The organism is Microlunatus ginsengisoli, from assembly GCF_039537205.1.
In the GTDB taxonomy this organism is placed as follows: Bacteria; Actinomycetota; Actinomycetes; order Propionibacteriales; family Propionibacteriaceae; genus Microlunatus; species Microlunatus ginsengisoli.
Genome location: NZ_BAABAB010000010.1, coordinates 126628 through 152705 on the forward strand (window position 1 = coordinate 126628; position 26078 = coordinate 152705).

A 26078-nucleotide genomic window follows, 5' to 3' on the forward strand; every position below is an offset into this window, starting at 1 on the left:
GTTCCTCCTACGACGCCTCTCGGAGCAGTCGGACCGGACCGAGCAGGCCGTGGTCACGGGGCCAGGTCTGTTGAGTCCCTTCGCCGCCGAACAGCTGCAGCGCGACGTCCGGCACTCGATCGTAGTATCCCCGCGCCAGTAGGCGGTTGTTCAACGAGCTGGACACTCGCACGCGAATCAGGTTCTCACCGGCGACGAGGTCCCCGGTGACGTCGACCACCGGGCGCGAGGTGTCGAAACCGCGGGCCGGACCATCGTTGACCGACACCGAGCCGAGGCCACCTGCGGTGGAACCCAGATCGAGCAGATGGCGTCCGGTCAGGACCTCGGCGAGATGCAGCGTCGTCACGTACTCGCCCACTCCGGAGACTGCGGGGCCGATCGCCGGGATTTCCCGCCAGGGGAGAAGCGGCCCGCGTCCGGCGTCGATCCGGGTGATGGCGGTCGTCGGCCTCACCTCGCGGGTGATGTAGCCGAGACCGCGGTCCTCGCTGATCACGTGCAGCTCACCGGCGTCCCAGCTCTCCACCGCGATGTCCCACTCGGAGAGCTCGTTCACCGGCAGGTAGGTGGCCGGTTCCGAACCTGTTCCCGGCCGCGCCGAGCGGTCGATGGTGATCATCGCGGCCTCGCCCGGATCGAGGTGCAACGCCACGATCGTCCGATCCGCCTCGTATCGGACGCCGGAGTGAGGCCGGACCGATCCGCTCCAGCTGTCGATCCGAAAGGCCGCTCCCGCTCCGGGGAGTGCCACCTCGACCACCGTGGGATGCCCCGTCTCGTAGAGGAAGTGGTATGCGTACAGATGCAAGAGCTCGCCGTCTTGACGGAGGTGGGTGAGCACGTTCTCGTTGTCCTCGACGAACTCCGCCCGTCCGCGCACGCCCAGACCACGCAGCGCCTTCGTGGTCAGCGACGGATGAGCGACCTCGGCGACGTTCGGCAGCGCGAGCAGCGCTGCCATGGTGACGCCCAGCTCGTGATCACGGCCGTCGAGGCCCGGGGTGCGCACCGCCGCCTGCTCGTGCGTGACGTAGCGGCCCTCCATCACCAGCTTCGCCTCGCGGGCGCCGTGCACGAGGGCGATCCGGAGTCCATTCTGCGCCCAGCGCAGCAGATGGGCAGCGACGTCGGGATCCAGCTCGCTCTGGTAGACGATCAGGGCTTGATAACCGGGGCCGTCGGGCTGGACCAGGCCATCGGCGAGGTTCACGTCGTCGCGGAGCAGCAGCGAACCGTCGAAGAACTCATACGTCCAGCCGGCGTCCTGCATGCCGAGGTCGGACCACCAGTGGTTCTCCCGGTTGCGCATCCAACGTCGGCCGTATGCCTCCTCGTCCGGGACCCGGCGGCCATCCGGATCGACGACGCCGAGGCCGGACATGTTGTCGACGAAGTGATCGGTGCGCAAGATCCCGATGTCGATTCGAGGCTTGCCCTGCCGCAGCACGCACTGGAATCGGCCGATGGCCGCGTTCCACAGCGGATAGAACTCCGAGCCCGGCTGGCGCGTGTCGAACCGCTCGGAGAACATCGGCCACATGCCCTCGTGGCCGGGCCACTCCGTGACCCCCTCAGCGCCGGCGGTCGAGGCCCAGCCGTGCAGCACGGTCTTCGTGATGCCCGCGGCCAGCTGGGTGGCGATGATCTGGTCGTAGAAGCGGTGGTCGAGGATGTGGTTTCGGGTGGTCGCACCGGTCTCGGAGGAGTACTGCTTGCCGAACAGATGGGCTGGCCCGGCGAGCAGCCGGTAGGCGTCGATCTGCGCGGCGAACTCCAGCGACTCGGTCTCGATGCCGTCGACCTCGGGACCGGGCCTGGTCAGCTCGAACGGCAGTCCGTAGCTGATCTCCGACCGCAGTCGGATCCCGTTCCTGTGCAGGAATGCCGCGAAAGGCCGCAGCATGTTCTCGATGTAGAGATCGGTGAGCGTCCGGACATAGTCGAAGCGCACCTTCTCGACAGTGGTCGCGTGTTCACCGTCGGGTTCATTGTGGTACGTCGTCGACGCGGCCATGAGGAACACGCTGCGGGTCAGAAACGGCAGCCAGCGCGCGATGTCGTAGCCGCGTCGGGATCGGAACTCCTCGGCGAGGCTCAGCCCCCAGAACAGGCCCCCGGCACCGTAGGTACTGAGCTCGAGGGAATCCATGTACATCTGCGTTCGCGGGTTGTTCGCGATCTGCCCACGCAGCTCGGGAGTGAGTACCACCGTGTCCCAGTACGTGATCAGCGCGTCGACGCCGGCGCGGTCCAGGTAGTTCACGGTGTAGTTGATCGACGCCGACGGCGAGGCCGTCTGACCGGTCCCGTGCATCCAGAACGTGAACAGTCGCCAGTCACCCTCACCCGGTGCGGTCCAGTCCAGCGTCTCCTCGGCCACACAGGACGTCAGCTCGATCACCGAGTCGACGTCGAGCACGGCGCCGAGATCGGTGCGTTCGAGCACCCGGGCCGCTACCACGGCGACCAGCGACTGCTCCCTCACCTCGCCACGATGGCCCGGGATGGGGGACTCCGCCGGCGGCGCGCTCAGATCGACGCGGGTCAGCGATCCGCTCCGCCTCGCGCCGCCGGACACATCCTCCACGGTGACGTTCAGTTCCTTGGCTGCAGCGGGATGGTCCGGATCGATGGTCGGCAGGTTGGCGTTGGACCAGTTGGTGCCGGAGGTGAAGCTGACCGACATGTCCCGCTTCGTCGTCTCCTCGACCACGATCTGCGAGTCGTGCACCCATTCCTCCGCCCCCCAGCCGTACCGGCTGTGGTCGATTGCCTCCTCGTCCATCGCCAGGAACTCCATGCCGCCGAAGCCCAGTCGGTGGGCGGTGTCGATTTCGTGCCGCAGCGTCTCGTCGGTGTGCAGCCCCTCGGCGAGCCACCAGCGCACTTCGGGCCGGAACTCAATGGCGGGCTCGGCGATCAGCTGGGCGAGGTCATCGACAGACAAGGGTTCTCCTTGAAGGACGCGGCGGGTCGAGAGCTGGACGACAGTCAGCGGATGAAACGATCCAACACTCTCCATGGCGAACAGTCAAGTGTCTTGAGGACACCAATTCGCGTAGCCGGCACCAGTCTGAGCGCCTATCGGTGGCGGGGTAGACGCCGTCGCGCTGCGGCTATCCCTTCATGGGCACTGCTGCAGGCGCGTCTGGACGCTGCGACCGCTCTCCCATCCGTTGGCGCCGGCGATCACGCCGGGGGTGGGGATGTCCGCTCGATCCTGTCGCTTGCGCCGGGTCGAGACACCGAGGCGATGGTCTCGCTCGGCGATCGGCGCCGGGTCGGACTGGCCGTCGGCAGCGAAGCTCATCATCAGTTGCAGAATGCCGTACGGGAAGTCGGCGCGGTCGTACTGCCAGGTGTGGAAGGTCTTGCCGTAGGTGGAGACGAGATCTTCGATATAGAGATGTTCGGCCGGCTCCGGAACCCCGGGGGCGACCAAGAGTCCCGACGACGTCTCGTAGTGGTGGCTGTGCCACAGTTGCTTCTCGTCATGGGGAAGACTGCGGAAGCGGTCCTCGCTCATGATGTACTCGATGCCGATCAGCCGGGCGTCGGCGGCATTGCGGTCGAAGATCACGCATTGATGCAGATCAGCGCGCAGATGGATGCAGAAATGGGTCGCCTCCACCATCCGGCCCATCTCGTCGGCGTACATGTGGAGTCCGTTGAGATAAGTACTCATCGCGTCCAGCGGCCGCTTGCGCTGCATCAGGGCGCACGCCACGTCGAGCACACGATGTTTCGACGAGTGCCCCTTGCCGATGCGAAGAACGCTCGCCACCCTCGGCCCCACGGTCGCAGCCACGCCCGCGACGGTGCCTAACCCGATCCCGAGAGCCAGGGTGCCGGCGTGGTCTGCGTGGCGATGAATCGCGAGCGGACGACGTGGAATGCGCACGACGGATCCCTGAGCCCAGCGGGACGACCCACAAACAACCCCGGCCGGCGGCCCCGCGTTGCCGCGTGGGATCCGGGGCCGCCGGGACCGAGGTCGTCATCGGCTGGGCGCGAGCCGCAGCGTGACGGCTCAGTTGCGGTGCCGGGCCATCCACTGCCAGATGTGGGTGCCGTTGATCTTCGGGTCGTTGCGGGCCACGTAGATCCACGACCAGTGGCCGGGGAACTGGTAGTCGTCCCAGATCACGTGGTCGTACAGGGTCATCAGCGAGTGCGGGATCAGGTCGTGGGCGTGCTCGGTGTTCGCGACCGGGTCGACGGTGTCGTCGTCGGCCGAGGCGACCAGCCAGGTCGGGGTGCCGATCCGCTTCAGCTGAGCGTCCGAGATCAGTGGGGTGTTGCTCGGGCCGAACGGCTCGACGACACCGCAGATCGGGACGGCGGAGGCGAACAGGCGCGGGTAGACGACCTCCATCTTCATGGTCATGTAGCCGCCGTTGCTGCAGCCCACGACGTGAATCCGGTCGCGATCGATCGGGTACCGGCGAGCGACCTCGTCGATGATCTCCTTGATCTGCGGGGCGAACCGGTCACCGTCCTCGATCCAGTACGAGGTGCTCTGCGGAGCAACCACGTACGCGCCGCCGAAGATGCGCTGTGCTTCATGGGTGGCGAAGCCGAGCGCGCCACGATTCGCCCGCAGCGTGGTCTCGTTGTCGTAGTAGTTGTCCGGCAGCGAAGCGCCTTCACCGCCACCGTGCAGCCAGACGATCAACGGCCGCTTGTCGTGGCCGCGGTGGGTGGGGGAGAACAGCCGGTACTTCAGCTTGGACCTGGAGGTGGCATAGCCGAAGCGATCGACCTCCGGGTTCGACAGCTCGCCCTGGGCCAGCTTCTTGATCATGAACTGCTTGCCGTTGCGCAGCCTCAGTGGTGCGTTCTGGGTGATCGTGTAGACAAGCCTGAGCTGCACGTTGCGGCCCTTGGAGACGATGTAGCCGAGAGTGCCGCCGCCGAGCTGCCCCTCGGCGTAGTCGAGCTCGAGCACGATGTTGCCGCGGCGGTCCAGCCGGGCCGTCGTGACGACCCGGTCGAGGTCGTACTCGCTGAAGATCTGATCGCCGGGCGCGATCGGGATGGGACTCGTCGCCTTGGCGTGGACGGTGAAGGTGTCCGGGGTCAGGCTCGCGGGAACGATCTGCTCGAGACCCTTCGTGTTCAAGGTGACGGCGGTGACCTGTTCGCCGCCGTCGAGGGTCTCGGCGTTCAGCGTGAACCTGACCGTCGCCGAAGGCCGGCCGCCGGCCTGCGCGATGCTCGGTGCCGAGATGCCGACGGCGGCCGCGCCAGCGGCAGTCAGCAGAGTGCGGCGGGGGATGGGCGTGCTCATCGAGACTCCTTTGTTCGACAGCGCTCGTCGGGGGCGAGCGCGTGAGAGGCCGGGGCCGATCTTCGTTCTCCGGCGGCCGCCCGGCACCGGCAGTCAACTACGCCCGGTCGAGTTATGTCAATACCCCTTACACAAGCCCAGACGGTCGCTAGAGTTGGGATCGTGTTCCTCGACGGCACCGTGGATCCGGCGCGAGCACCTCGTGCCGCCGGTCCGTCGGCTGCCCGGGATCTCAACACAGCAAGGGTTGTCGACGTCGTTCGACGAGACGGTCCGATCACCCAGGCCGATCTGATCAGGCGCAGTGGGCTGTCCAGACCGACCGTCGGGGCGATCGTCAGGGACCTGTTGCACCGCCAAGTCGTGGTCGAAGCGGGTCCGGACCCGTCGGTGCGCAACGGGCGCCCGGGGTCGTTACTGGCGTTCAATCCCAAGTGTGCGACCGTCGGCGTGATCCGGCTCCTGCCGAAGTGGATGGACCTCTGGATCGGCGATTGCGAGGGCCGGGTGCTCGGACACGCTCGACGTCGCAGCCCGGCGACAACGTCGCAGCGGCTGGACGATCTCGCCGGTGCGCTGACGCGGTCGGCGGTCGAGCTGGACGTGCCGCGGCCGTCCTCGGTCGCGATTCTGCTGGCCGGTCGTGCCGACCCCGTCTCCGGAATGTGCTTCGGCGCCGCGCTGGCTGCCCGACCCGTGCCGCTGATGGAGCTCGAGCAGCGGTTGGACACGGCGGTCACGGTGCTGAACCCGACCGCAGCGGCTGCCCTCGGTGTGGCTCGGACCGGCCGGTACGCCGACGCGCTGGTCGTCTTCCTCGATCACGGAATCGGTGCGGGCATCGTCAGCGGCGGTCGGGCCTTGACCGGCGGCTCGGGTGGGGCCGGAGAGCTCGGGCACTGCCGGCTCCCCGGCGTCGACCGGCTCTGTCAGTGCGGTGCGCGGGGCTGTCTGGAGACAGTCGCCGCCGGCTGGTTCCTGCGGGAACGAGCCCGAGAGATCATCGGCTCGCGAAGCCGCATCCCGCGGACCCTAGCCGGGCTGGAGCGTCTCGGTCACCCGGAGCTCGACGGGGTGCTGAACAGCGCTGCCCGGCAGCTCGGACTGGGGGCGAGCTGGCTGGTGAACAGCCTGGATCCGCGCGTGGTGCTGCTCGGCGGCACCCCCTTCGCGGCGGGAGCGGGACGCTTCCTGGAGACCTTCGCCGACAGCGTGCGCGAGCACTCGTTCCGCGACCGTGGCCGCGAGCTGATCATCGACTTCGCCGAGCAGACGGCCGACGTCGACGGCGCAATCCAGATCGCGCTGGACCGGCTCGCCCTCCACCGACATTGATCAACGGCCACCGGTCGAGCGGGCTCCGCCGGCAGTGACCGGAGCCCATCCCTGCGTGCGGCCGAGGGGGTGCCGACGCCGATCCGGACGCGGAGCGCCACACTTGACCGGGCGCGGCGGCGGGTCGCGCGGGACGCGCCAGCCCGGCTGGAGCGGGAGGGTCGGTGGTTCAGATGGGGAACGACGCGTTGAAGCCCGGCGATCTCGTGCCGGGCAAGGTCACCCGGGTCCAGGCCATGCTCGCCCAGGTCGTCGCTCGAGAGCAGCGAGGGGTCATCTACGGCGGAGCCGCCGGGAAGCTCACCGTCGGCCAGCACGTCAAGGTCCGGATCCTGGAGGTCAACGGCAGCAACGGCTACGCGTTCACCGGATCACTCATCGGCTGATCGGTCGCTTGTAGTAGCTGGCAGAGGGCTCGTAACCCAGCCTTTCGTAGAAGCCCGAAGCGCGCCGCGTCGCCAGCGCGACGTACGCGCAGCCTTCCTCGTGCGCCCACAGCTCGGCCGCGCTCATCATGGCCCGGCCCACGCCGCTGCCCCGGTGCGACGCCGCGACCAGGACTTCCTCGATCCAGACAACGGGTCCGTTGGCGTGGAAGGTGTGGTGCAGCTGGGCGAGCAGGTAGCCGACGATCTGGGCGTCTTTCTCGGCGACGAGCACCCGGGCGGTCTCTGCTGCCAGCAGCGTCTCGAAGACCAGCCCGAACACGGAGGCCTGCACCTCGTAGGACGTCGCGAGGTCTCCGGCCAGTGTCAGGATCTGATCCCGGTCGGCGGACTGAGCCCGTCGGACGAGGGCGTCGGTGGCTCGGCCGGACATGCCGACGAGTATGGCGGAAACGTCCCGCGGCCCCTCAGCGGAGCGGCCAGGCGACGGACAGGGCGACGACCCCGGTCGGCCCGCTCGCGCTCAGCAGGATGTCGCTGGGCGAGCTGGCCTGGACGGCAAAGCCGGACGGCATTTGCCAGGCGTGCGGTTCGACCTCGCTGGCATAGCTGTCCGCGTTCAACGGGATCGGTTCGCCGACCGTCTCCGGCCGGTCTCCGGTGGTGATCCAGCGCGCAGCCGTGCGGGAGGACACCAGCGCCCGGCCGCCGACCGCAGCGAGGACGTGCTCGCCGGGCGCCAGCACAAGCGGTTCCGGTGCGGCGAGGGACGTGATCAACCAGGCTTCTCCGGCGGCCCGGACCGCGACGTACACACCCTCCTCGCTGCTTCCGCAACCCGCGATCTCCAGCGCGTCGCCGGCCGTGTGACCGGCTCGCCTCAGCCGAGTCAGGACGTTGAGCAGAGCCACCGGTCCGTCGTACGCGAGCAGCCGTTCCAGCGGCTCGGTGCGGAACGTCGCCGGACCCTCGTGCCGCGAGCCATCCGGATCCAGCGCGATCAGGCGGTCCGGCTGATCGAGGTCGAGACCCACGAGCGAGTCGCCGGACGCGGCCGCCCCGCTCGGATGCCACCGCGGTGCGGCGAACCGGTCGTGCACCACCTTGCCGGTCACGAAACTCGCCGCGTCGGGCTCGAGCGCCCAAGCCGCATCGGAGGCGGACAGCGTTCCGACGAGCCGGTCGGCTCCGATCCGCTCGGTCGCCTCGATCGTCCCGGCCGAACCGACGACGTCCAGCGAGTCGGCGGTGAGGACCCACACTCCGTCGGTCCGCCCGACGGCTGCCAGCACCGGTTCCGGGGTCCGGATCGGCTCGGCGCCGGACGGCAGGAAGCGGACGACCGCGCGGCCGTCAGTGCCCGGACCGGTGAGGACGCCGACCACGCCGGCGGCACTGCTCGAGAGCCGCAGGTGCGGTCGGGCGGGCGGCGTGAAGCCGGCGACGATCAGCCCGCCGGCACCCGGGTCGGGGCCCGCCGGCATGCTCCTGCCGGGCAGGCCCTCGGTCCAGTCGAGCCGGCCGAGCAGCCGCACGCTGAGGTCCGGGCCGCTCACCGCGACCGGTCCGGCAGGCTCACCACGGGGGATTCCCGTAGTAGATGGTCCCGGAGATCTCCGTGATCCCCACCTCTTGCACGTGATCGATGCCGTTCGGCTGATTCCACAGGCTCATGATCCGCCCGCCGCCGAGATAGATCGCGACGTGCCCGGGCACACCGGAGCCTTGCTGGTAGAAGACCAGCTGACCGACACTGGGCTCCCGACCCGCGGCTGGATTGCGGGTCGGAAGCGCCGTACTCCAGCCGAGCAGGGCGTATGCGGCCGCATTCGCGTCGGGCTGCGCCAAAGCGGTGGTGTAGAAGGTGCGGATCCAGGCAGCCGATACGGCGCCGACCAGGAACGCCGCATACATCACACTCTCCCAGCAGTTCATGGTGCTGGACGGAGACGCCGGTCCCGGCCCGGTGCCGAGGACGAAGAACCTGAAGAAGTCGTTCCCGGTCGGGTTCTGCCACTTGTACATGCCCTCCAGCAGCGCGGAGGCGATCGTCGTCGCATAGTCGCGAGGGAACCGGGTCCCGATTCCGCGCATCAGGGCGGCGTCGTCCACGACCGCACGTCGTTCGGTCATCGGCGCCGCGCGGATCGCTCTCATGATCCCGTTCAGGTCCGGAGGCCCGTACACCTCCACCTGGCCGCGGATGTAGTCGGCCAGCGCTCGCTGGACCCGCGGGCCGGCCGAACGCTCCGCACTGCCACCGGTCAACGCCGCTCGCAGCAGGTCCGAGAGGCTCGAGCGCTGCACGCTGGCCGATGTCGAGTCTGCGCGCGACCGAGCCACCGGCCCGATCAGGGTCGCCACCGCGCGGTTGCCGGCTGACCGCTGCAACGCGATCAGACCGGCCGATCGGGCGCGGCCGGCCGTGACCGCAGGCGCCCGTCGGGCGACGGGTGCGGTGTCGGCGGCGCGGGCGTACACACATCAAGTACAGCCCGCTCCGGTCCGCTATCCCAGCCCGAATCCACTGTGTGCACGATCGGGCACCGAATCGTGCACCATCAGCTGATGTGAAGACCCGACCCGAACGGGTCAGCCGGTCGCCTCGACCAGGATCCGAGTCGTCACGGTGCCCACGAGCGCCGGCGAATCGCCGGTCCCCCAGACGCTGTCGTGCAGGAATCTCGAGAATGCGCGAGCGTGTGCGGTCGAGTCGAAGTCGAGGTCGATGACGATCTGCCGCGGGTCGTCCTCCCGCAGCCGGATGCGATGGCTGGTGACACCGGCCCGCTTGCGATGCTCGGAGAAGCGGTCGAAGGCCGCCTTCCAGGTCGGGTAGTCGGTGATCTCGTGCTCGATGTGCAAGGTCGCTGTCATGACAGCATGGTCGGATTCCCGAGTCGACGACCGCCATCCCAGGTTCTTGGGGTTCTGGGGGTCCTGGGGTTCTTGGGGTCCTGGCCGGTCCTAACCTGGGCGGGTGTCCCGACGCGACCTCCTGCATCGGGTGCGTCGTGCGCTCGTCGATGCCGATGTCGATGACGACCGAACGTTGCGCCGTGCGGTTCTGGAGCAGCTTCGCCGTAGCGTGCCCTTCGACGCGTTCGCCTGGTTGCTGACGGACCCGGAGACAACCGTGGGCACCTCACCGCTGGCCGAGGTGCCGTGTCTGGACCGTCTGCCGCGCCTGGTGTCGCTTCGGTACACCACAGCACGCCGCTGGACCGTCGACCCCCCGGGAGTGCCCCACCGCCCGGTCCGCCCCGGATCGCAACTAGCCCGGTTCATCGCCGCCTACGGCGCCTTCGACGTGCTGTCGATCGCGTTCGCGGACCGGTTCGGCTGGTGGGCGTTCCTCGACCTGTGGCGCGAAGGTGGTCGATTCAGCGGCCAGGACTGCGAGTTGGTCGGACTCCTCGCAGATCCGGTGACGCAGGCGCTCCGGCGGTCGCGGGCAGCCGCCTTCGGTCTCGGCGACGGAGGGAGGCGAGTGGCCGCCTCGGGGCAGGCGCTGCTGCTGCTCGGACCCGATCTGACCGTGCGCCGTCAGACCCTGCAGGCCGAGTCCGATCTGCGTGCGCTGCTGCCGACAGAGGAGAGTCGCCGCCCCGTCCCGGCCGTGGCGTACAACGTCGCCGCGCAGCTGCTCGCGGTCGAGGCAGGGGTCGACGTCCACCGCGCGGCCGCGAGGACGGCGGTGGCGCCAGGCCACTGGATCAGCGTCCAGGCCACGCGACTCGACGAGGACATCGCCGTGACCATCGGCCCGGTGGCGCAGCCGGAGCGCTGGAACCTGTTCTGCAGCGCCCACGGGCTCAGCGACCGCGAAACGGAGATCGTCTGCCACCTCGCCGAAGGCGCCGACACCCACACACTGGCCGAACGGCTCCATCTCTCCGAACACACCGTCCAGGACCATCTGAAATCCGTGTTCGCGAAGACGGCGGTGAACAGTCGGCGTGAACTCGTCGCACGTGCCCGAGGAGTCTGATCTCCGGCAGCGAAGCCGCTACTCCGTGCGGGCGTCTCGGGCGTACGTCCGCAGCTGCGGTGCCTGCCGAGAGCGGGTGGCCGGGGTGGCCGCTGATTGGCCAGCGGCCACGGAGGCGGCAGCCGGCGGTGCAGCGCACAGATCTGCCGCGACGGATTGACGTGATGCAGGTCACGGCCGTATGGTTTCCGTCGATCGGTAATGCATTTCCGAGATGCGGAATCCACGGGGGTGGAAGGAATGGGAAGAACGTACGGACCGGGAGCCTGCCCGGCCCGGGAGCCGGATGGTTCGCCACCGGCGCCGGGTCGGGCCACGACGAGCAGTGGTCTCCCCATGTCTACTCCGGATCGAGCGGACGCGGCAGGCCTGCCGCGTCACGAGCTCGTCACAGCTTCGTGACACCTCGCGGGGCGCAGCGGCGGGACCGGATCCCGACGGCGACCCGCCGGCCCGATCTCTCCACCGTCCCTGGCAAATCCGACAGCACGTCAACTCCACCACTGGTGGACTACATCGAAGAAGGTCTCGCATGAGCGCAACCGCAGTGGCACCGACCAGGCGTCTGGTGCACCCTGTCGACGAGGTCCTGCCGGCGCAGAAGCTCGCGGTCTATGGCATCCAGCACGTGATGGCGTTCTACGCCGGCGCGGTCGTCGTCCCGATCCTGCTGGCCAGTGCGATCGGGCTGACCCAGGAGCAGCTGATCCACCTGATCAACGCGGACCTGTTCACCTGTGGGATCGCGTCGCTGCTGCAGACCGTCGGCATCTGGAAGATCGGCGTCCGGCTGCCGCTGCTGCAGGGCGTCACGTTCACCGCCGTGTCGCCGATGATCGTGATCGGCCTGGACAACGGCGGCGGAACTGCGGGCCTGGTCTACATCTACGGCGCGGTGATGGTGGCCGGCATCTTCACCTTCCTGATCGCTCCGTTGTTCAGCAAGATCGTCCGGCTCTTCCCCCCGGTGGTCACGGGCACCGTGATCACCATCATCGGCGTCAGTCTCGTGCCGGTCGCCGCGATGGACGCCGGCGGCGGCAACTTCGCGTTCGCGAACCCGGACAAGGTCCCGCCGAACCTCACCTTCGGCAGCCCCCTCAACCTCGCCCTGTCGTTCGGCACGATCCTGGTGATCCTGCTGATCACCCGCTACGCCCGCGGCTTCCTGAACACCGTGGCCGTGCTGGTCGGCCTGGCCCTCGGGACGTTCGTGGCCGCGTTCATCCCGAACGGTGCAGGTGGCACGGTGGCCGACTTCTCATCGGTCAAGGACGCCGCCTGGATCGGCTTCACCACGCCGTTCTATTTCGGCCTGCCGAAGTTCGCCCTGCTGCCGATCCTGCTGATGATCGTCGTCATGTTGATCACCGCGGTCGAGACCACCGGCGACGTCTACGCCACCGGACAGATCGTGGAGAAGCCGATCTCCAAGCGCGACATCGCCGCGGCACTGCGGGCCGACGGCCTGGCCACCTTCCTCGGTGGCGTGATGAACTCCTTCCCGTACACCTGTTTCGCGGAGAACGTCGGCCTCGTGCGACTGACCCGGGTGAAGAGCCGCTGGGTGGTCGCCACCGCCGGCGGGTTCATGATCTTGCTCGGCCTGCTGCCCAAGGCGGGCGCGATCGTCGCGGCGATCCCGCCCTCGGTGCTGGGCGGCGCGGCACTGGTCATGTTCGGCACGGTCGCGGCCGTGGGCATCCAGACCCTGGGTCGGGTGGACTTCACCAACCACCGCAACGTGATCGTGGTCGCTGTCAGCATCGGCATCGCCATGATCCCGGTCGGCACCCCGATGGTGAACGGGACGTCGGCGTTCTTCTCCCAGCTGCCGCCGAACCTGCAGACCTTCCTCAACTCCGGCATCACCGCCGGCAGCATCACCGCGATCTTGTTGAACCTGTTCCTCAACTACTTCGGCGGCAAGCAGCACGACGATGCGAAGGCGACCGACAAGCTGAGCATCGACCAGCTGAACGCGATGCCGCCCGAGGAGTTCGTGGCCAAGGTCGGGCCGGCCTACCAGGGCAGCGCCGGGATCGCCGAGTACGTCGCCGGCGAGCGTCCGTTCGCCGACGCCAACGATCTGCGTTCGGCCATGCAGGATCGCCTGTTCGCGCTCGAGCCGGAGCAGCAACGTGCGCTGATGGAACAGTATCCGAGCTTGGCGGCGAAGGAACTGCACACCGGCGAGCTCGGCGACGAGTCGATCATCGACCAGGCGGCGGCCGGGCTGACCTTCCTCAGCGAGGAGCAGCAGGAAGCATTCGACGAGGTCACGGCCCGGTATCAGCAAAAGTTCGACTTCCCGTTGATCATCTCGGTCCGCGATCTCAGTGCCGAGCAGGTGCTGGACCAGGCCTGGCACCGGCTGGACAACTCAGCGACCCAGGAGCACGTGGCCGCGCTGCTGGAGATCGCCAAGATCGCCAACCACCGGCTGGCCGATGTGGTGGCCGGCACCGAGCCGATGGCCGAGCTGCGCTCGTCCAACATGGCCCGGCTCTGAGCCGGCTGGGGTCCGACGGACCACGCAAAGGAGACAGATGAGCGAGCGAACCGGCACGTTGCTGGTGATCGAGGGCGGCGTGGTCGCCACCGTGGCGGGGGAGGAGTACGCCCCCGGCCACGTGGTGGTCCGCGGAAACCGGATCGAGGCCGTCGGGCCGGGTCCGGCACCGGCGCTGGACGGGGCCGAGCAGGCCGGGGTGGAGCGCGTCGACGCGACCGGCTGCCTGGTCACCCCGGGACTGGTGAACACCCACCACCACCTCTACCAGTGGGCGACCCGAGGGCTGGCGGTCGACGACGGGCTGTTCGGCTGGCTGACCACGCTCTATCCGATCTGGGCTCGGCTCGACGAGGAGATCACCACCGACGCCGCCGCGGCATCGCTGGCCTGGCTGGCCAGGACCGGGTGCACGACGAGCATGGACCACCACTACGTGTTCCCGGCCGACGGGGGCGACCTGCTCGCCGCCGAGATCGAGGCCGCGCGGCGGATCGGGCTCCGGTTCCTGGCCACCCGAGGCTCGATGGACCTCGGCCGGTCGGCTGGCGGCCTGCCGCCCGACCATGTGGTGGAGAGCATCGACCAGATCCTCGCTGCCTCCGCTGCCGCGGTCGACACCCACCACGACGCCGGGCCCGACTCGCTGCTCCGGATCGGGCTCGCGCCGTGCTCGCCGTTCTCGGTCACCCGCGACCTGCTGGCCGAGTCGGCGAAGCTGGCGCGGGACAAGGGCGTACGGCTGCACACCCACCTGGCCGAGACCCAGGACGAGGACGCCTACTGCCGGGAGCGGTTCGGTGCATCGCCGCTGGACTACCTGTCCGAGCTCGGTTGGGTGGCCGACGACGTCTGGTTCGCCCACGGCATCCACTTCGACGACGCAGGCATCGCTGCCCTCGCCGAGGCCGGTGCCGGCGTCGCGCACTGCCCGACGTCCAACGCCCGGCTGGGTGCCGGGATCTGCCGGCTGCGCGACCTGCGCGCTGCCGGTGTCCCGGTCGGTCTCGGCGTCGACGGAACGGCGAGCAACGAGCAAGGCTCGCTGGCCGCGGAGCTGCACCTGGCCGCCCTGCTGGCCCGGGCGATCGGCGGCCCGACCGCGGTCACCGTGCGCGACGTGCTGGAGACGGCGACCCTCGGCGGGGCACGGCTGCTCGGTTGGGACGACCAGATCGGCACGATCGAGGTGGGCAAGCAGGCCGACATCGCGATCTGGAACCTGACCGGCCTGGCCCATGCCGACATCGTCGACCCCGTCGCCGCGCTGGTGCTGGGCGACCGGCCGCCGCTCGATCTGTTGCTGGTCGGCGGGCGTCCGGTGGTCCGCGGCGACCGGCTGGCGACCGCGGACGAGGAGCGGCTCACGGCCGCGGCGCTCCGCGCCAACCGCCGGCTCTTGGCGCAGGCCGACAACTGACCTATCGTCCGAATCAGAGGGACAGAGGGGACATCCGATGACCATCACCGCAGACAGCAGCAGGGCCGATACGACCGGTGCCGATGCCACCGTCAACGGCCGCGCGGCCGCACTGGACGGCGTCCCGCCGTACGTGACCGCGCTGGACTGGATCCGTGGACTCGGCTTCACCGGGGCCAAGGAAGGCTGCGCCGAGGGGGAGTGCGGCGCCTGCGCGATCCTGGTCGCGCGCCCCAGCACCACAGGTGACCAGACCACCGAATGGGTCTCGATCAACGCCTGCCTGATCCCCGCGGCCAGCCTCGACGGGCAGGAGGTGATCACGGCCGAGGGCCTGGGCACCCCGGACGAGTTGCATCCGGTGCAGCGGGAGATGGCGGTCCGCGGCGGGTCGCAGTGCGGCTACTGCACGCCCGGCTTCGTCTGCTCGATGGCGGCCGAGTTCTATCGGGCCGGCCGGGTGGCCGACGCCCACCCGGGGGGCCACGACGAGGCCGAGCACGGCGCGAACGGCTTCGACCTGCACTCGATGAGCGGGAATCTCTGCCGGTGTACGGGGTACCGCCCGATCCGCGACGCCGCGTACGCCCTCGGCGAGCCCGCCGCCGACGACCCGCTCGCCCGCCGCCGTGCGGGTACCGTCCCGGCGGCCCGGGCGACCCGGGTCGCGAACGGCGACGCGGAGTACGTCCGGCCGGCCGACCTGGCCGGCGCGCTGGAGCTGCTGCACGAGCGGCCCGACGCGCTGCTCGTCGCCGGCTCCACCGACTGGGGTGTGGAGGTGAACATCCGGGGCCGGCGGGCGCCGTACGCGATCGGCATCGACCGGGTGCCCGAGCTCCGCGATCTCACCGTCGACGACGACGCGTACGTCCTCGGTGCGGCCCTCACGCTGACCGAGCTGGAGCGCCGGCTGGACGGCGCGATTCCGCTGCTGGGCAAGCTGTTCCCGCAGTTCGCATCCCGGCTGATTCGCAACGGAGCCACGATCGGCGGCAACCTCGGCACCGGCTCGCCGATCGGCGACTGCCCGCCCGCCCTGCTCGCCCTGGACGCCGACCTCGTGCTGGCCAGCGTTGACGGTGAGCGGACCGTCGCCCTCGCCGACTACTTCACCGGCTACCGGCAGACCGTGCGCAAACCGGACGAGTTGATCAAAGCCGTCCGGATCCCGCGACCGCTCGCCTCGGTGACCGGTTTCCACAAGATCGCCAAGCGGCGCTTCGACGACATCTCCAGCGTCGCCATCGGCTATGCCATGACGCTGTCCGGCGGAACGATCGAGACGATCCGGATCGGTCTGGGTGGAGTGGCCGCCACGCCCCTCCGGGCGACGGCGACCGAGGATGCGCTCACCGGCGCGGCCTGGACCGAGGAGACCGTCAACCGGGCCGCCGACGTCCTCGGCGCCGAGGGCACGCCGCTGGACGACCATCGCGCCAGCGCGGCCTACCGGGCGGCGATGCTGCGCCAGTCGATCTTGAAGTTCTTCGACGAGACCACCAGCACCGATCAGGGAGCAGGAGCGGAACGATGAGTCACCTTTCCCAGCGGCCCGAGTCCGGCCCGGACTCCTACGAGGTCGGCAAGGCCATCCCGCACGAGGCCGCCGCGCTGCACGTCACCGGCCGGGCGCTCTACACCGACGACCTGGTGGCCCGGACCAAGGACTGCCTGCACGCATACCCGGTGCAGGTCTTCGTCGCCAAGGCCAAGGTCACCAAGCTGGACACCGCCCCGGCGTACCAGGTGCCCGGCGTGGTCCGGGTGCTGACCGCCGAGGACGTGCCGGGGGTGAACGACGCCGGCGTCAAGCACGACGAGCCGCTCTTCCCGTCCGAGATCAGGTTCTTCGGCCATGCCGTCTGCTACGTCCTGGCCGAGTCCTTGGAGGCGGCCCGGCTCGGCGCCGCGGCGGTCGTCGTCGAGGTGGAGCCGGAGCCCGCGCTGATCGAGGTCACCGACGCGATCGCTGCGCGCGAGTTCCAGGGGGCCCAGCCGACCGTGGAGCGCGGCGACGTCGAGGCCGGCCTGAACGAGGCGGCCCACGTCTTCTCCGGGGTGTTCGAGTTCGCCGGCCAGGAGCACTTCTATCTGGAGACCCACTGCGCGCTGGCGCACGTCGACGAGGCCGGTCAGATCTTCGTCCAGTCCAGCACCCAGCATCCGTCGGAGACCCAGGAGATCGTGGCGCACGTGCTGGGCAAGCACAGCCACGAGATCACCGTGCAGTGCCTGCGGATGGGCGGCGGCTTCGGCGGCAAGGAGATGCAGCCGCACGGGTTCGCCGCGGTCGCTGCGCTCGGTGCGGTGATCACCGGCCGTCCGGTCCGGCTCCGGCTGAACCGGACCCAGGACCTGACGATGTCGGGCAAGCGGCACGGCTTCCACGCCGAGTGGCGGGTCGGCTTCGACGACGCCGGCCTGATCACCGGGCTGGAGGCCACGCTGACCGCCGACGGCGGCTGGAGCCTCGACCTGTCCGAGCCGGTGCTGGCCCGGGCGCTGTGCCACATCGACAACGCCTACTGGATCCCGAACATCCGGGTGAACGGCCGGATCGCCAAGACCAACAAGACGTCCAACACTGCCTTCCGGGGCTTCGGCGGGCCGCAGGGCATGATCGTGATCGAGGACATCCTCGGCCGCTGCGCGCCGCTGCTCGGTCTGGAAGCCGACGAGCTCCGCCGGCGGAACTTCTACAGCGAAGGGCAGTCCACGCCGTACGGCCAGCCGGTCCGCCATCCCGACCGGATCCGCGCGGTCTGGGAGGGCGTGCACGACGCCGCCGAGCTGGACCGGCGGCGGGCCGAGATCGCCGAGTTCAACGCCGCCCACCCGCATCGCAAGCGGGCGATCGGGGTGACCCCGGTGAAGTTCGGCATCTCGTTCAACCTGACCGCCTTCAACCAGGCCGGCGCACTGGTGCACGTCTACAAGGACGGCTCGGTGTTGATCAACCACGGCGGCACCGAGATGGGCCAGGGCCTGCACACCAAGATGATCCAGGTGGCGGCGACCACGCTCGGCGTCCCGCTGGAGAAGGTGCGGCTGGCGCCGACCCGAACCGACAAGGTGCCGAACACCTCGGCCACCGCGGCCTCCTCGGGCGCGGACCTGAACGGCGGAGCGGTGAAGAACGCCTGCGAGCAGATCCGGATCCGGCTGGAGCAGGTGGCCGGTGCGGCGCTCGGGGTGTCGGCCGCCGACGTCCGGTTCGTGGACGGGACGGCGTACGCGCTCGGCCGGGAGGCCGGGATCGCCTGGGAAGAAGTGGTGAAGACCGCGTACTTCCAGCGGGTGCAGCTGTTCGCGGCCGGCTACTACCGGACCGAGGGCCTGCACTGGGACTCCACCACGATGACCGGCTCGCCGTTCAAGTACTTCGCCTACGGCTGCGCGGCGACCGAGGTCGAGGTGGACGGGTTCACCGGGGCGTACACGACCCGGCGGGTGGACATCGTGCACGACGTCGGTGACAGCCTGTCGCCGCTGATCGACATCGGCCAGATCGAGGGCGGCTTCGTCCAGGGTGCCGGCTGGCTGACCCTGGAGGACCTGCGCTGGGACTCCGGCGACGGACCGAACCGCGGCCGGCTGTCCACCCAGGCGGCGAGCACGTACAAGCTGCCGAGCTTCTCCGAGCTACCGCCCGAGTTCAACGTGATCCTGCTGGAGCGGGCGCACGAGGAGGGCGCGGTGTACGGCTCCAAGGCGGTGGGCGAGCCGCCGCTGATGCTGGCGTTCTCGGTTCGCGAGGCGCTGCGCGAGGCGGCGGCGGCGTTCGGCCCGCCCGGGACGAGCGTGGACCTGGGCTCGCCCGCGACCCCGGAGGCCGTCTGGTGGGCGCTGACCGAGGCGGCCCGCGGCCACGAGCAGGGCCAAGGCGAGCACGGACACGTCACCGACGGGCTGAACGGATCGCATCCCGAGCCGTCCGACCCGGACGCGCCGGAGCGGCACCCGGAGTCGGAGTTCCGTCAGTACACGGGACTGTCGTCCCTCACCCGCACATGATCGAGCGCGACATGATCGGGCGCGAGAGGATCGGACGCGGATGAGCAGCGACTGGATCTCGGCCGTCGCGCGGCTGCGCGCCGACCGGGTGCCGGCCGTCCTGGTCACCGTCGCGGACGTCCGGGGACACGCGCCGCGCGCGGCCGGGGCGAAGATGGTGGTCTCGGCCGATCGGATCTGGGGTTCGATCGGCGGCGGGAACCTGGAGGCGGTCGCCGTCGAACGCGCCCGCGAGCTGGTCACCGGCCGGACCCGGCAGCCGGTGCTGTTCACCGCCCAGCTGTCGGACAAGGCGCCGGTCGAGCACGGCGTGCAGTGCTGCGGCGGTGAGGTCACCGTGCTGCTCGACCCGCTGCCGGTGGCGCCCGCCGTGGCGGTCTTCGGGGTCGGCCACGTCGGGCTCGAGCTGGCCCGGATCCTGGCCCGGCACGATCTCGACCTGCACCTGATCGACTCCCGGCCCGAGCAGCTCACCGACGAGGTGCTCGCGCCGCTGTCCGACGCGGTCGCCCGGATCCGAGCGCACCACGTGCCGGTGCTGCCGGAACTGGTGCTGGCCGAGCTGCCGGTCGGCACCCACGTGCTGGTGATGACCCACGACCATGCCGAGGACGCCGCCCTGGTCGACGCGGCGCTGCGCAGCGACCGGCCGGGCTCGATCGGGCTGATCGGGTCGTCGGCCAAGTGGACCCGGTTCCGCAAGAAGCTGCTGGCCGACGGCCACACCTCGGCCGATCTGGAGCGGGTCACGACGCCGATCGGGCTGCCGGAGCTGACCGGCAAGGAGCCGGCCACCATCGCGGTCGGGATCGCCGCCGCCCTGCTGCTGGAGCTGGAGCGCGAGACGGCCGCCGCCGGCGGCCCGGGCGCGGTCTCGGTGCCGCTACCGCGAGAGGAGGCCCGGTGATCGTCCGCGGCCAGCTGATGGACGTTCCGGACAGCCCGTTCACGGGCGGTGGTTTGCGCACGACCGAGGCGCTGCTCGTCCGGGACGGCACGATCGCGGCCCGCGGGACGTACGAGGATCTCCGCCGGGACAACCCGAGCGAGGAGCGGCTCGACCTGACCGAGGGCCTGGTGCTGCCGGGCTTCGTCGACACCCACGTGCACTACCCGCAGGTCCGGATGATCGGCGCGCTCGGCATGCCGCTGCTGGACTGGCTCGAGCACAGCGCGCTGCCCGAGGAGGCGAGGCTGGCCGACGCCGGTTATGCGCGCGGGGTTGCCGACGACTTCCTCCGCGGGCTGATCGCGTCCGGCACGACCACCGCGCTGGTCTTCGGCGCCCACTTCTCCTCGGCGGTCGACGCGCTGTTCGGTGCGGCCGAGCAGCGCGGCCTGCGGGTCACCGCCGGGCTGGTGGTCAGCGACCGGATCCTGCGCGACGACCTGCTGACCACGCCGGACCGGGCCTACGCGGAGGGCCGGGCGCTGGCCGACCGCTGGCACGGCCGGGGGCGGCTGCGCTATGCCGTGACGCCGCGCTTCTCGCTGTCCTGCTCCGACCCGCTGCTGGCCGCCTGCGGCGCGCTGCACGGCGACGTACCCGGCTCGTGGTTCACCTCCCACATCAACGAGAACCGGGCCGAGATCGCCGCCGTGATCGAGCTGTTCCCGGACAGTGCCGACTACCTCGCGACGTACGCCCGGCACGGGCTGGTCGGCGAACGCAGCGTGTTCGCCCACAACCTGCACGCCTCGGCCGCCGAACTGGCGCTGCTGGCCGAGCACGGCAGCGCGGTCGCGCACTGCCCGACCAGCAACTCCGCGCTCGGCAGCGGGCTGTTCCCGCTGCGCGAGCACATGGCCGCGGGTGTCCGGGTCGCGCTCGGCTCCGACGTCGGCGCCGGCACCGGCTTCTCGTTGCTCAAGGAGGGCCTGCAGGCCTACTTCATGCAGCAGTTGCTGGGCGAGGCGGGGCTGCCGTTGACGTCGGCACACCTGCTGTACTTGGCCACGGCCTCGGGCGCGGCTGCGCTCGGGATGGCTGGCCCCACCGCCGACCACTGGGTCGGCGAGTTCTCCGTCGGCAGCCAGTTCGATGCGGTCTGGCTGTCTCCGGCCACGGGCTCGACCCTCGACTGCGGCCTGCGCAACGCCGACTCTGCCGACCAGGCGCTGGCCAAGGCCTTCGCGCTCGGCACCGACGCCGACATCGCCGCCGTCTGGGTCGGCGGGGAGCGGGTCGCGGTCGCTTGATCGCCCATCCGCTCGGCCGCCGGCCGGCGCCCACGTGAGGTGTGGACGCCGGCCGAGCGCGACTCAGGTCAGGCGGAGGATGACGATCACCAAGATGATGACCACCAGGATGCCGATGATGGTGCCGATGACGCCGCGATTCACGTGATCTCCGATCTAGTTTGAACTGGGAATGGACGATCCACCGGATCGGATACCCGGGAGCGGTGGCCACGAAACCGGACGAGCCGTCCTGCCGCTCGTCCCGGAGTGCGACGATGGCGGTCGCGGACGTCGATGTCACGACTGCGCACACCCCGTCGCAGCCGGGTCGACCGCCCGGTCGAGCCGTGGCCGACGGCGGCGTCGAGCCGACCGTGGCGGGGTGACCGTGGGGGGATGGCCGCCGCGACGAGAGTTTCGGAGAAAGAGGTCGAGCCGGTGCACGAGCGACGGTCGCGCAGGGCGGTCGTGATCGGCGCGGGTCCGAACGGCCTGGTGGCCGCGAATCTGTTGGCCGACGCCGGCTGGGAGGTCCTGCTGCTGGAGGCTCAGGCCGGCATCGGTGGTGCGGTGTCCAGCGACACCGACGTGGCCGACGGCTTCGTGCACGACACTTTCAGCAGCTTCTATCCGCTCGCCGCCGCATCGCCGGTGATCGGTTCGCTGCAGCTCGAGAGCCACGGGCTGCGCTGGCGCCGGGCTCCGGCCGTGCTCGGCCATCCGCTCCCTGACGGGAGCTGGGGGCTGATCCATCCCGACGTGGAGGACACCGCGGCCGCCCTGGATCGACATCACGCCGGAGACGGCGATGCCTGGCTGGAACTGCACCGGATCTGGACCGGGATCGGCCCCAACCTGGTCGCGAGCCTGCTGTCGCCGTTTCCCCCGGTGCGGCACGGCGTCGGCCTGCTGGCGCGGCTGCCTCGGGCCGGCGGTCTCGACCTCGTCCGCACCCTGGTCGAGCCGGCGGCCAGTCTGGTCGAGAACCGGTTCGACTCGGAGGCGGCGCGGTTGCTGCTGGCCGGGAACGCCATGCACGCCGACATTCCGATGACCGCGACGGGGTCGGGCCTGTTCGGACTGTTGCTGGCGATGCTGGCCCAGACGGTCGGGTTTCCGGTGCCCGAGGGCGGGGCGGGGCGGCTGGCGGCCGCGCTCGCCGAGCGGTTCCTCGGACGAGGCGGCGAGATCCGGTGCGGCGACCGGGTGCGGCGGATCGAGACGAAGGACGGCAGGGCGACGGCGGTGATCACCGATGCCGGCGAACGCCATCGCGCCGGTGCGATCGTCGCCGACGTATCGGCGTCGATGCTGTACGGCGGCCTGCTGCCGTGGTCGGAACTCCCGGACCGCACCCGGCAGCGGATGGCGCGGTTCGAACTGGATCCGGCGACGATCAAGGTCGACTGGGCGTTGTCGGGCCCGGTCCCGTGGGCCTCACCGCCGGCGACGCCGCCGGGCACGGTGCACCTCGCCGACTCGATGGACGAGCTGACGACCGGTCAGGACAAGCTGCACGCCCACATCGTGCCGGCGAAGCCGTTCCTGCTGATGGGCCAGATGTCGACCACCGATCCCACCCGGTCACCGGTCGGCACGGAATCGCTGTGGGCGTACACCCATCTGCCCCAGGTGGTGCACGCCGACGAGGCCGGCGAGGTCACCGGCAGCTGGGACGGCGACGAGATCCGGCGGCTGGCCGACCGGATGCAGAACCGGATCGAGCAATACGCGCCGGGTTTCGGGTCGCGCGTCGTCGCCCGGCGCGTGCTCGGGCCTCGGCAGCTGCAGGAGCGCAACGAGAGCCTGGTCAACGGCGCGTTGAACGGCGGCACGGCCGGCCTGCACCAGCAACTGATCTTCCGGCCGATGACAGGGCTCGGTCGCGCCGAGACCCCGATCCGCGGCCTGTTCCTGGGATCGGCATCGGCCCACCCGGGAGGAGGCGTCCACGGCGCCTGCGGCGCGAACGCGGCGCGGGCGCTGCTCGCGGCTGCGCGGGTCGGCAGACTCTGAGCCCGGGCCGGTCGACCGGCGATCGGGTGTGACAGGGTGGCCGGCAGATGCACCGAGCGGAGGACGGCCGACCGACAGTGACCGACGACGGGTTGCCAGCACGCCCGTGGTGGGATCGCCTCGCGGGCTTCGTCTGGCCGGGACACCCGACCAGGTGGCGAGACGTCCCGGCACGTCTTCGGCCGACCCTGATGACGACCTTCCGGCTGACCGCAGCTGCCGTGGTCGCCTATCTGCTCACACTCGTGCTGACCCGGGGCACGGTCGATCTGACCGGCGCGTTGACCGCGCTGCTGGTGATGCAGGCCTCGGCCTTCTCGACGCTGAAGATGGGGATCGTCCGCGTCGGCGCCGTGCTCGGTGGTGTGCTGATCGCCACCTTTTTGTCGAACTGGATCGGGCTCACCTGGTGGAGTCTGGGCGCGGCGGTCGCCACCGCATTGCTGCTGGGCAAGGCGCTGCGGCTCGGCGATCAGGCGCTGGAGACGCCGATCTCGGCGATGCTGATCCTGGCCGTCGCCAATCCGGCGATCGCTGCGGAGGTCAGAATCCTCAACACCTTCCTCGGTGCCGCCGTCGGCGTCGGCTTTAACCTGCTGTATCCGCCGGCGATGCCGACGCGATCGGCGGAGTCCTCGGTTCGTGGCACGGCCGACGCGATCGCCGCCCCGCTGCTCGCCGCCGCCGACGGCCTGCGGTCGGGTCCGGTCTCGCGCGGACAGATCAGTGGTTGGGCCGATGCCGTGCGTGCCGCGGATCGACGCGTCGACGGAGCCCGCGAGACCGTGGCGGCGCTGGCGGACAGCCGCCGGCTCAACCCGCGCGCCGTCGCCACCGCCGATGTCGCGCCGGTGCTCTCCAGCGGGCTGGCGACGCTCGAGAGCTGCCTGCTCGGCATCCAGGCCTTGTTCGTGGTGATGCGGACGGAGGTGCCGACCGGCGAGACGCCCGACGACCCGTACGGTGAGGAACTGCGGTCCGCATTCGCTGTCGTCTTCGACGACGTGGCCGCCTGCATCAGCGGCTTCGGCGAGCTGGTCATCGCGGAGGCGCACGGCCGGGAGCAGGACGTGGAGAGCCGGGTCGACCACAGCCTGGAGGTGCTCCGGGAGACCGAGGCCATCCTCTCCGAGCTCATCCTCACCGATGCCGAGCCCAACGGTTCGTCCTGGCTGTTGCGGGGCTCGATCCTCGCCGCTGTGGGGCACGTGCTGGCACAGCTGGACCTCGAGGAGCGGGCCAGGATCCGGCGGGCCTGGCGAGACGAGCAGGCGAGCAAGCCGCTGGCGCAGCTGCCGGCCTTGGTCCAGGCGGCTCTTCCGCATCCCGACCGCCCGCAGATTCGCGGGCTGGCCGGGGCGAACACGGTCTGGCACTCGCTCGACGCCGCCCGGGCGGAGCGGGGCGACCGGCACGAGGGCGACCGGCACGGGGGCGACCGGCACGGGGGCGACCGGCACGAGGGCGACCGGCACGAGGGCGACCGGCTTAAGGGCGAGGGGGACGGGGGCGAGGGGGACGGGTCGGCCGCCGGCGGTGCGCCCGCGCCCGGGGAAGGCCCGGATCGCTGATGCCCGGGTCTGCCGGTGTAGGCCCGAGGATCGCGCGGATTCGGCTCGCTGAGACCGAGCGGTCGCCGGGAACGGATTCTCGCGGTGTGATGGGTCCATGACGACGACACCGGCCAGGAGCACCGCGACCGTGGGCATCATCGGCGGCGGACCCGCGGGGCTGATGCTGTCCCACCTGCTCGCCCGCCGAGGCATCGACAGCGTGGTGGTGGACGACCGCACCTACACCGAGATCGAGCAGACCGTCCGCGCCGGCATCCTCGAGGCCGACAGCGTGCGGATGCTGGTGGACACCGGCGTCTCCGATCGGGTGCTGCGCGAGGGTGACCAGCATGCCGGGATCGAGCTCGGTTTCGACGGGCAGCTGGCCCGGATCGACTTCGCCGGCCTGGTCGGCTCCTCGGTCTGGCTCTATCCGCAAACCGACGTGTTCGTCGATCTCGCCGCGGCGAGGTCACGAGACGGCGGCGACGTCCGCTTCGGGGTCAGCGACACCATCGTGGACGACCTCGACGCGGAGCTGCCGGTGCTGCGCTTCGCCGACGCGGACGGCGCGCGGCACGAGATCCGCTGCCGGCTCCTCGTCGGCGCCGACGGCTCCCGCAGCATGTGCCGGCACCGGATCCCCGAGGATCGCCGGCAGCAGAGCTTCCGGGAGTATCCGTTCGCCTGGTTCGGGATCTTGTGCGAGGCGTCGAAGAGCGCGCCCGAGCTGGTCTACAGCCACTCCGAGCGCGGGTTCGCCCTGATCAGCCAGCGCACCGAGGCGATGCAGCGGATGTATTTCCAGTGCGACCCCGACACCGACGTCGACGCGTGGTCCGACGATCGGATCTGGGCAGAGCTGCAGGCGCGGGTCAACGTCAACGGGCTGGAGTTGATCGAGGGCCCGATCACGTCGCGGACCGTGCTGAGGTTCCGCAGCTTCGTCTGCGAACCGATGCGCTACGGGCGGCTGCTGCTGGCCGGCGACGCGGCCCATACCGTGCCACCGACCGGCGCGAAGGGCCTCAACCTGGCTCTTGCCGACGTACGCGTGCTGGCCGAGTCGATCTCGCAGTTCCTCGCCTCGGGTCTCGACCGGCACCTCGACGACTACTCCCGGCGTGCTCTGCAGCGGGTCTGGAAGGCCCAGCACTTCTCGTACTGGATGACCAGCATGCTGCACCTGCCCGTCGAGCGGTCGAGCTTCGACCTGCGTCGGCAACAGGCCGAGCTCCGCAGCGTGGTCGAGTCTCGGGCGGCCTCGGCCTACCTTGCCGAGTGCTACACGGGCTGGCCGCGTTGACCGGTCCGGCGCCGAGCACGCGGTCCGGTCACGATCGTGTCCGGGACGGCCGATCCATGTGCCTGCAC

The 26078-nt window shown here is 70.2% G+C and carries 19 protein-coding genes; 12 read left to right on the plus strand and 7 right to left on the minus strand.

What is annotated here, in order from left to right:
• Positions 1–7: 7 nt before the first annotated feature.
• From ABD747_RS07795 to ABD747_RS07805, 3 genes are all read right to left on the minus strand, one after another.
• Positions 8–2950 carry a glycosyl hydrolase gene (locus ABD747_RS07795; protein WP_344803092.1) on the minus strand — a complete coding sequence of 981 codons (2943 nt, stop codon included), beginning with the start codon at positions 2948–2950 and terminating at the stop codon, positions 8–10.
• Positions 2951–3127: 177 nt separating this feature from the next.
• Entirely contained in the window at positions 3128–3904 is a 777-nt protein-coding gene (locus ABD747_RS07800) for an OBAP family protein (protein WP_344803094.1), read from the minus strand.
• 129 nt (positions 3905–4033) lie between these two features.
• Positions 4034–5293, minus strand: a complete 1260-nt coding sequence (locus ABD747_RS07805) for a prolyl oligopeptidase family serine peptidase (RefSeq protein ID WP_344803096.1) — start codon at positions 5291–5293, stop codon at positions 4034–4036.
• 162 nt (positions 5294–5455) lie between these two features.
• Here ABD747_RS07805 and ABD747_RS07810 point away from each other — a divergent pair, with 162 nt between their 5' ends.
• Both ABD747_RS07810 and ABD747_RS07815 read left to right on the plus strand, forming a co-directional pair.
• A complete protein-coding gene (locus ABD747_RS07810; RefSeq protein ID WP_344803098.1) occupies positions 5456–6628 on the plus strand; it encodes an ROK family transcriptional regulator in 1173 nt (390 codons plus the stop codon).
• 173 nt (positions 6629–6801) lie between these two features.
• Positions 6802–7014, plus strand: a complete 213-nt coding sequence (locus ABD747_RS07815) for a hypothetical protein (RefSeq protein ID WP_344803100.1) — start codon at positions 6802–6804, stop codon at positions 7012–7014.
• Here ABD747_RS07815 and ABD747_RS07820 read toward each other — a convergent pair.
• From ABD747_RS07820 to ABD747_RS07835, 4 genes are all read right to left on the minus strand, one after another.
• The gene (locus tag ABD747_RS07820; protein WP_344803102.1) at positions 7004–7447 is read right to left on the minus strand and encodes a GNAT family N-acetyltransferase; all 444 of its coding nucleotides are present in this window, start codon (positions 7445–7447) and stop codon (positions 7004–7006) included. The two genes, ABD747_RS07815 and ABD747_RS07820, sit on opposite strands and share 11 nt — an antisense overlap.
• 34 nt (positions 7448–7481) lie before the next feature.
• On the minus strand, positions 7482–8570 hold the full coding sequence (locus ABD747_RS07825; RefSeq protein WP_344803104.1) for a hypothetical protein: 1089 nt from the start codon (positions 8568–8570) through the stop codon (positions 7482–7484).
• A gap of 19 nt (positions 8571–8589) precedes the next feature.
• Entirely contained in the window at positions 8590–9495 is a 906-nt protein-coding gene (locus ABD747_RS07830; protein ID WP_344803106.1) for a C40 family peptidase, read from the minus strand.
• 111 nt (positions 9496–9606) lie between these two features.
• A complete protein-coding gene (locus tag ABD747_RS07835; protein WP_344803108.1) occupies positions 9607–9891 on the minus strand; it encodes a hypothetical protein in 285 nt (94 codons plus the stop codon).
• 103 nt (positions 9892–9994) lie between these two features.
• Between ABD747_RS07835 and ABD747_RS07840 the strand changes: the two genes are divergently transcribed.
• From ABD747_RS07840 to ABD747_RS07885, 10 genes are all read left to right on the plus strand, one after another.
• Positions 9995–11005: a response regulator transcription factor gene (locus ABD747_RS07840; RefSeq protein WP_344803110.1), complete on the plus strand. Its 1011-nt coding sequence runs from the start codon at positions 9995–9997 to the stop codon at positions 11003–11005.
• 532 nt (positions 11006–11537) lie between these two features.
• Positions 11538–13517: a 2-oxo-4-hydroxy-4-carboxy-5-ureidoimidazoline decarboxylase gene (gene uraD, locus ABD747_RS07845; RefSeq protein ID WP_344803112.1), complete on the plus strand. Its 1980-nt coding sequence runs from the start codon at positions 11538–11540 to the stop codon at positions 13515–13517.
• A 37-nt stretch (positions 13518–13554) separates the two neighbouring features.
• Positions 13555–14937, plus strand: a complete 1383-nt coding sequence (locus tag ABD747_RS07850; protein ID WP_344803114.1) for an 8-oxoguanine deaminase — start codon at positions 13555–13557, stop codon at positions 14935–14937.
• 37 nt (positions 14938–14974) lie between these two features.
• Complete coding sequence (locus ABD747_RS07855) at positions 14975–16474, plus strand: xanthine dehydrogenase small subunit (RefSeq protein WP_344803116.1); 1500 nt, start codon at positions 14975–14977, stop codon at positions 16472–16474.
• On the plus strand, positions 16471–18954 hold the full coding sequence (gene xdhB, locus ABD747_RS07860; RefSeq protein ID WP_344803118.1) for a xanthine dehydrogenase molybdopterin binding subunit: 2484 nt from the start codon (positions 16471–16473) through the stop codon (positions 18952–18954). The genes ABD747_RS07855 and xdhB overlap by 4 nt, the downstream gene beginning before the upstream one ends.
• Positions 18955–18994: 40 nt before the next feature.
• Complete coding sequence (xdhC, locus tag ABD747_RS07865; RefSeq protein WP_344803120.1) at positions 18995–19861, plus strand: xanthine dehydrogenase accessory protein XdhC; 867 nt, start codon at positions 18995–18997, stop codon at positions 19859–19861.
• On the plus strand, positions 19858–21153 hold the full coding sequence (gene guaD, locus ABD747_RS07870; protein WP_344803122.1) for a guanine deaminase: 1296 nt from the start codon (positions 19858–19860) through the stop codon (positions 21151–21153). Before xdhC ends, guaD begins: the two co-directional genes overlap by 4 nt.
• A gap of 378 nt (positions 21154–21531) precedes the next feature.
• Positions 21532–23151 (plus strand): phytoene desaturase family protein, encoded by a 1620-nt coding sequence (locus tag ABD747_RS07875; protein ID WP_344803124.1) that lies wholly within the window; start codon positions 21532–21534, stop codon positions 23149–23151.
• A gap of 191 nt (positions 23152–23342) precedes the next feature.
• The gene (locus ABD747_RS07880) at positions 23343–24722 is read left to right on the plus strand and encodes an FUSC family protein (protein WP_344803126.1); all 1380 of its coding nucleotides are present in this window, start codon (positions 23343–23345) and stop codon (positions 24720–24722) included.
• A 97-nt stretch (positions 24723–24819) separates the two neighbouring features.
• Positions 24820–26010: a 4-hydroxybenzoate 3-monooxygenase gene (locus tag ABD747_RS07885; protein WP_344803128.1), complete on the plus strand. Its 1191-nt coding sequence runs from the start codon at positions 24820–24822 to the stop codon at positions 26008–26010.
• The last annotated feature ends 68 nt before the right edge of the window (positions 26011–26078 follow it).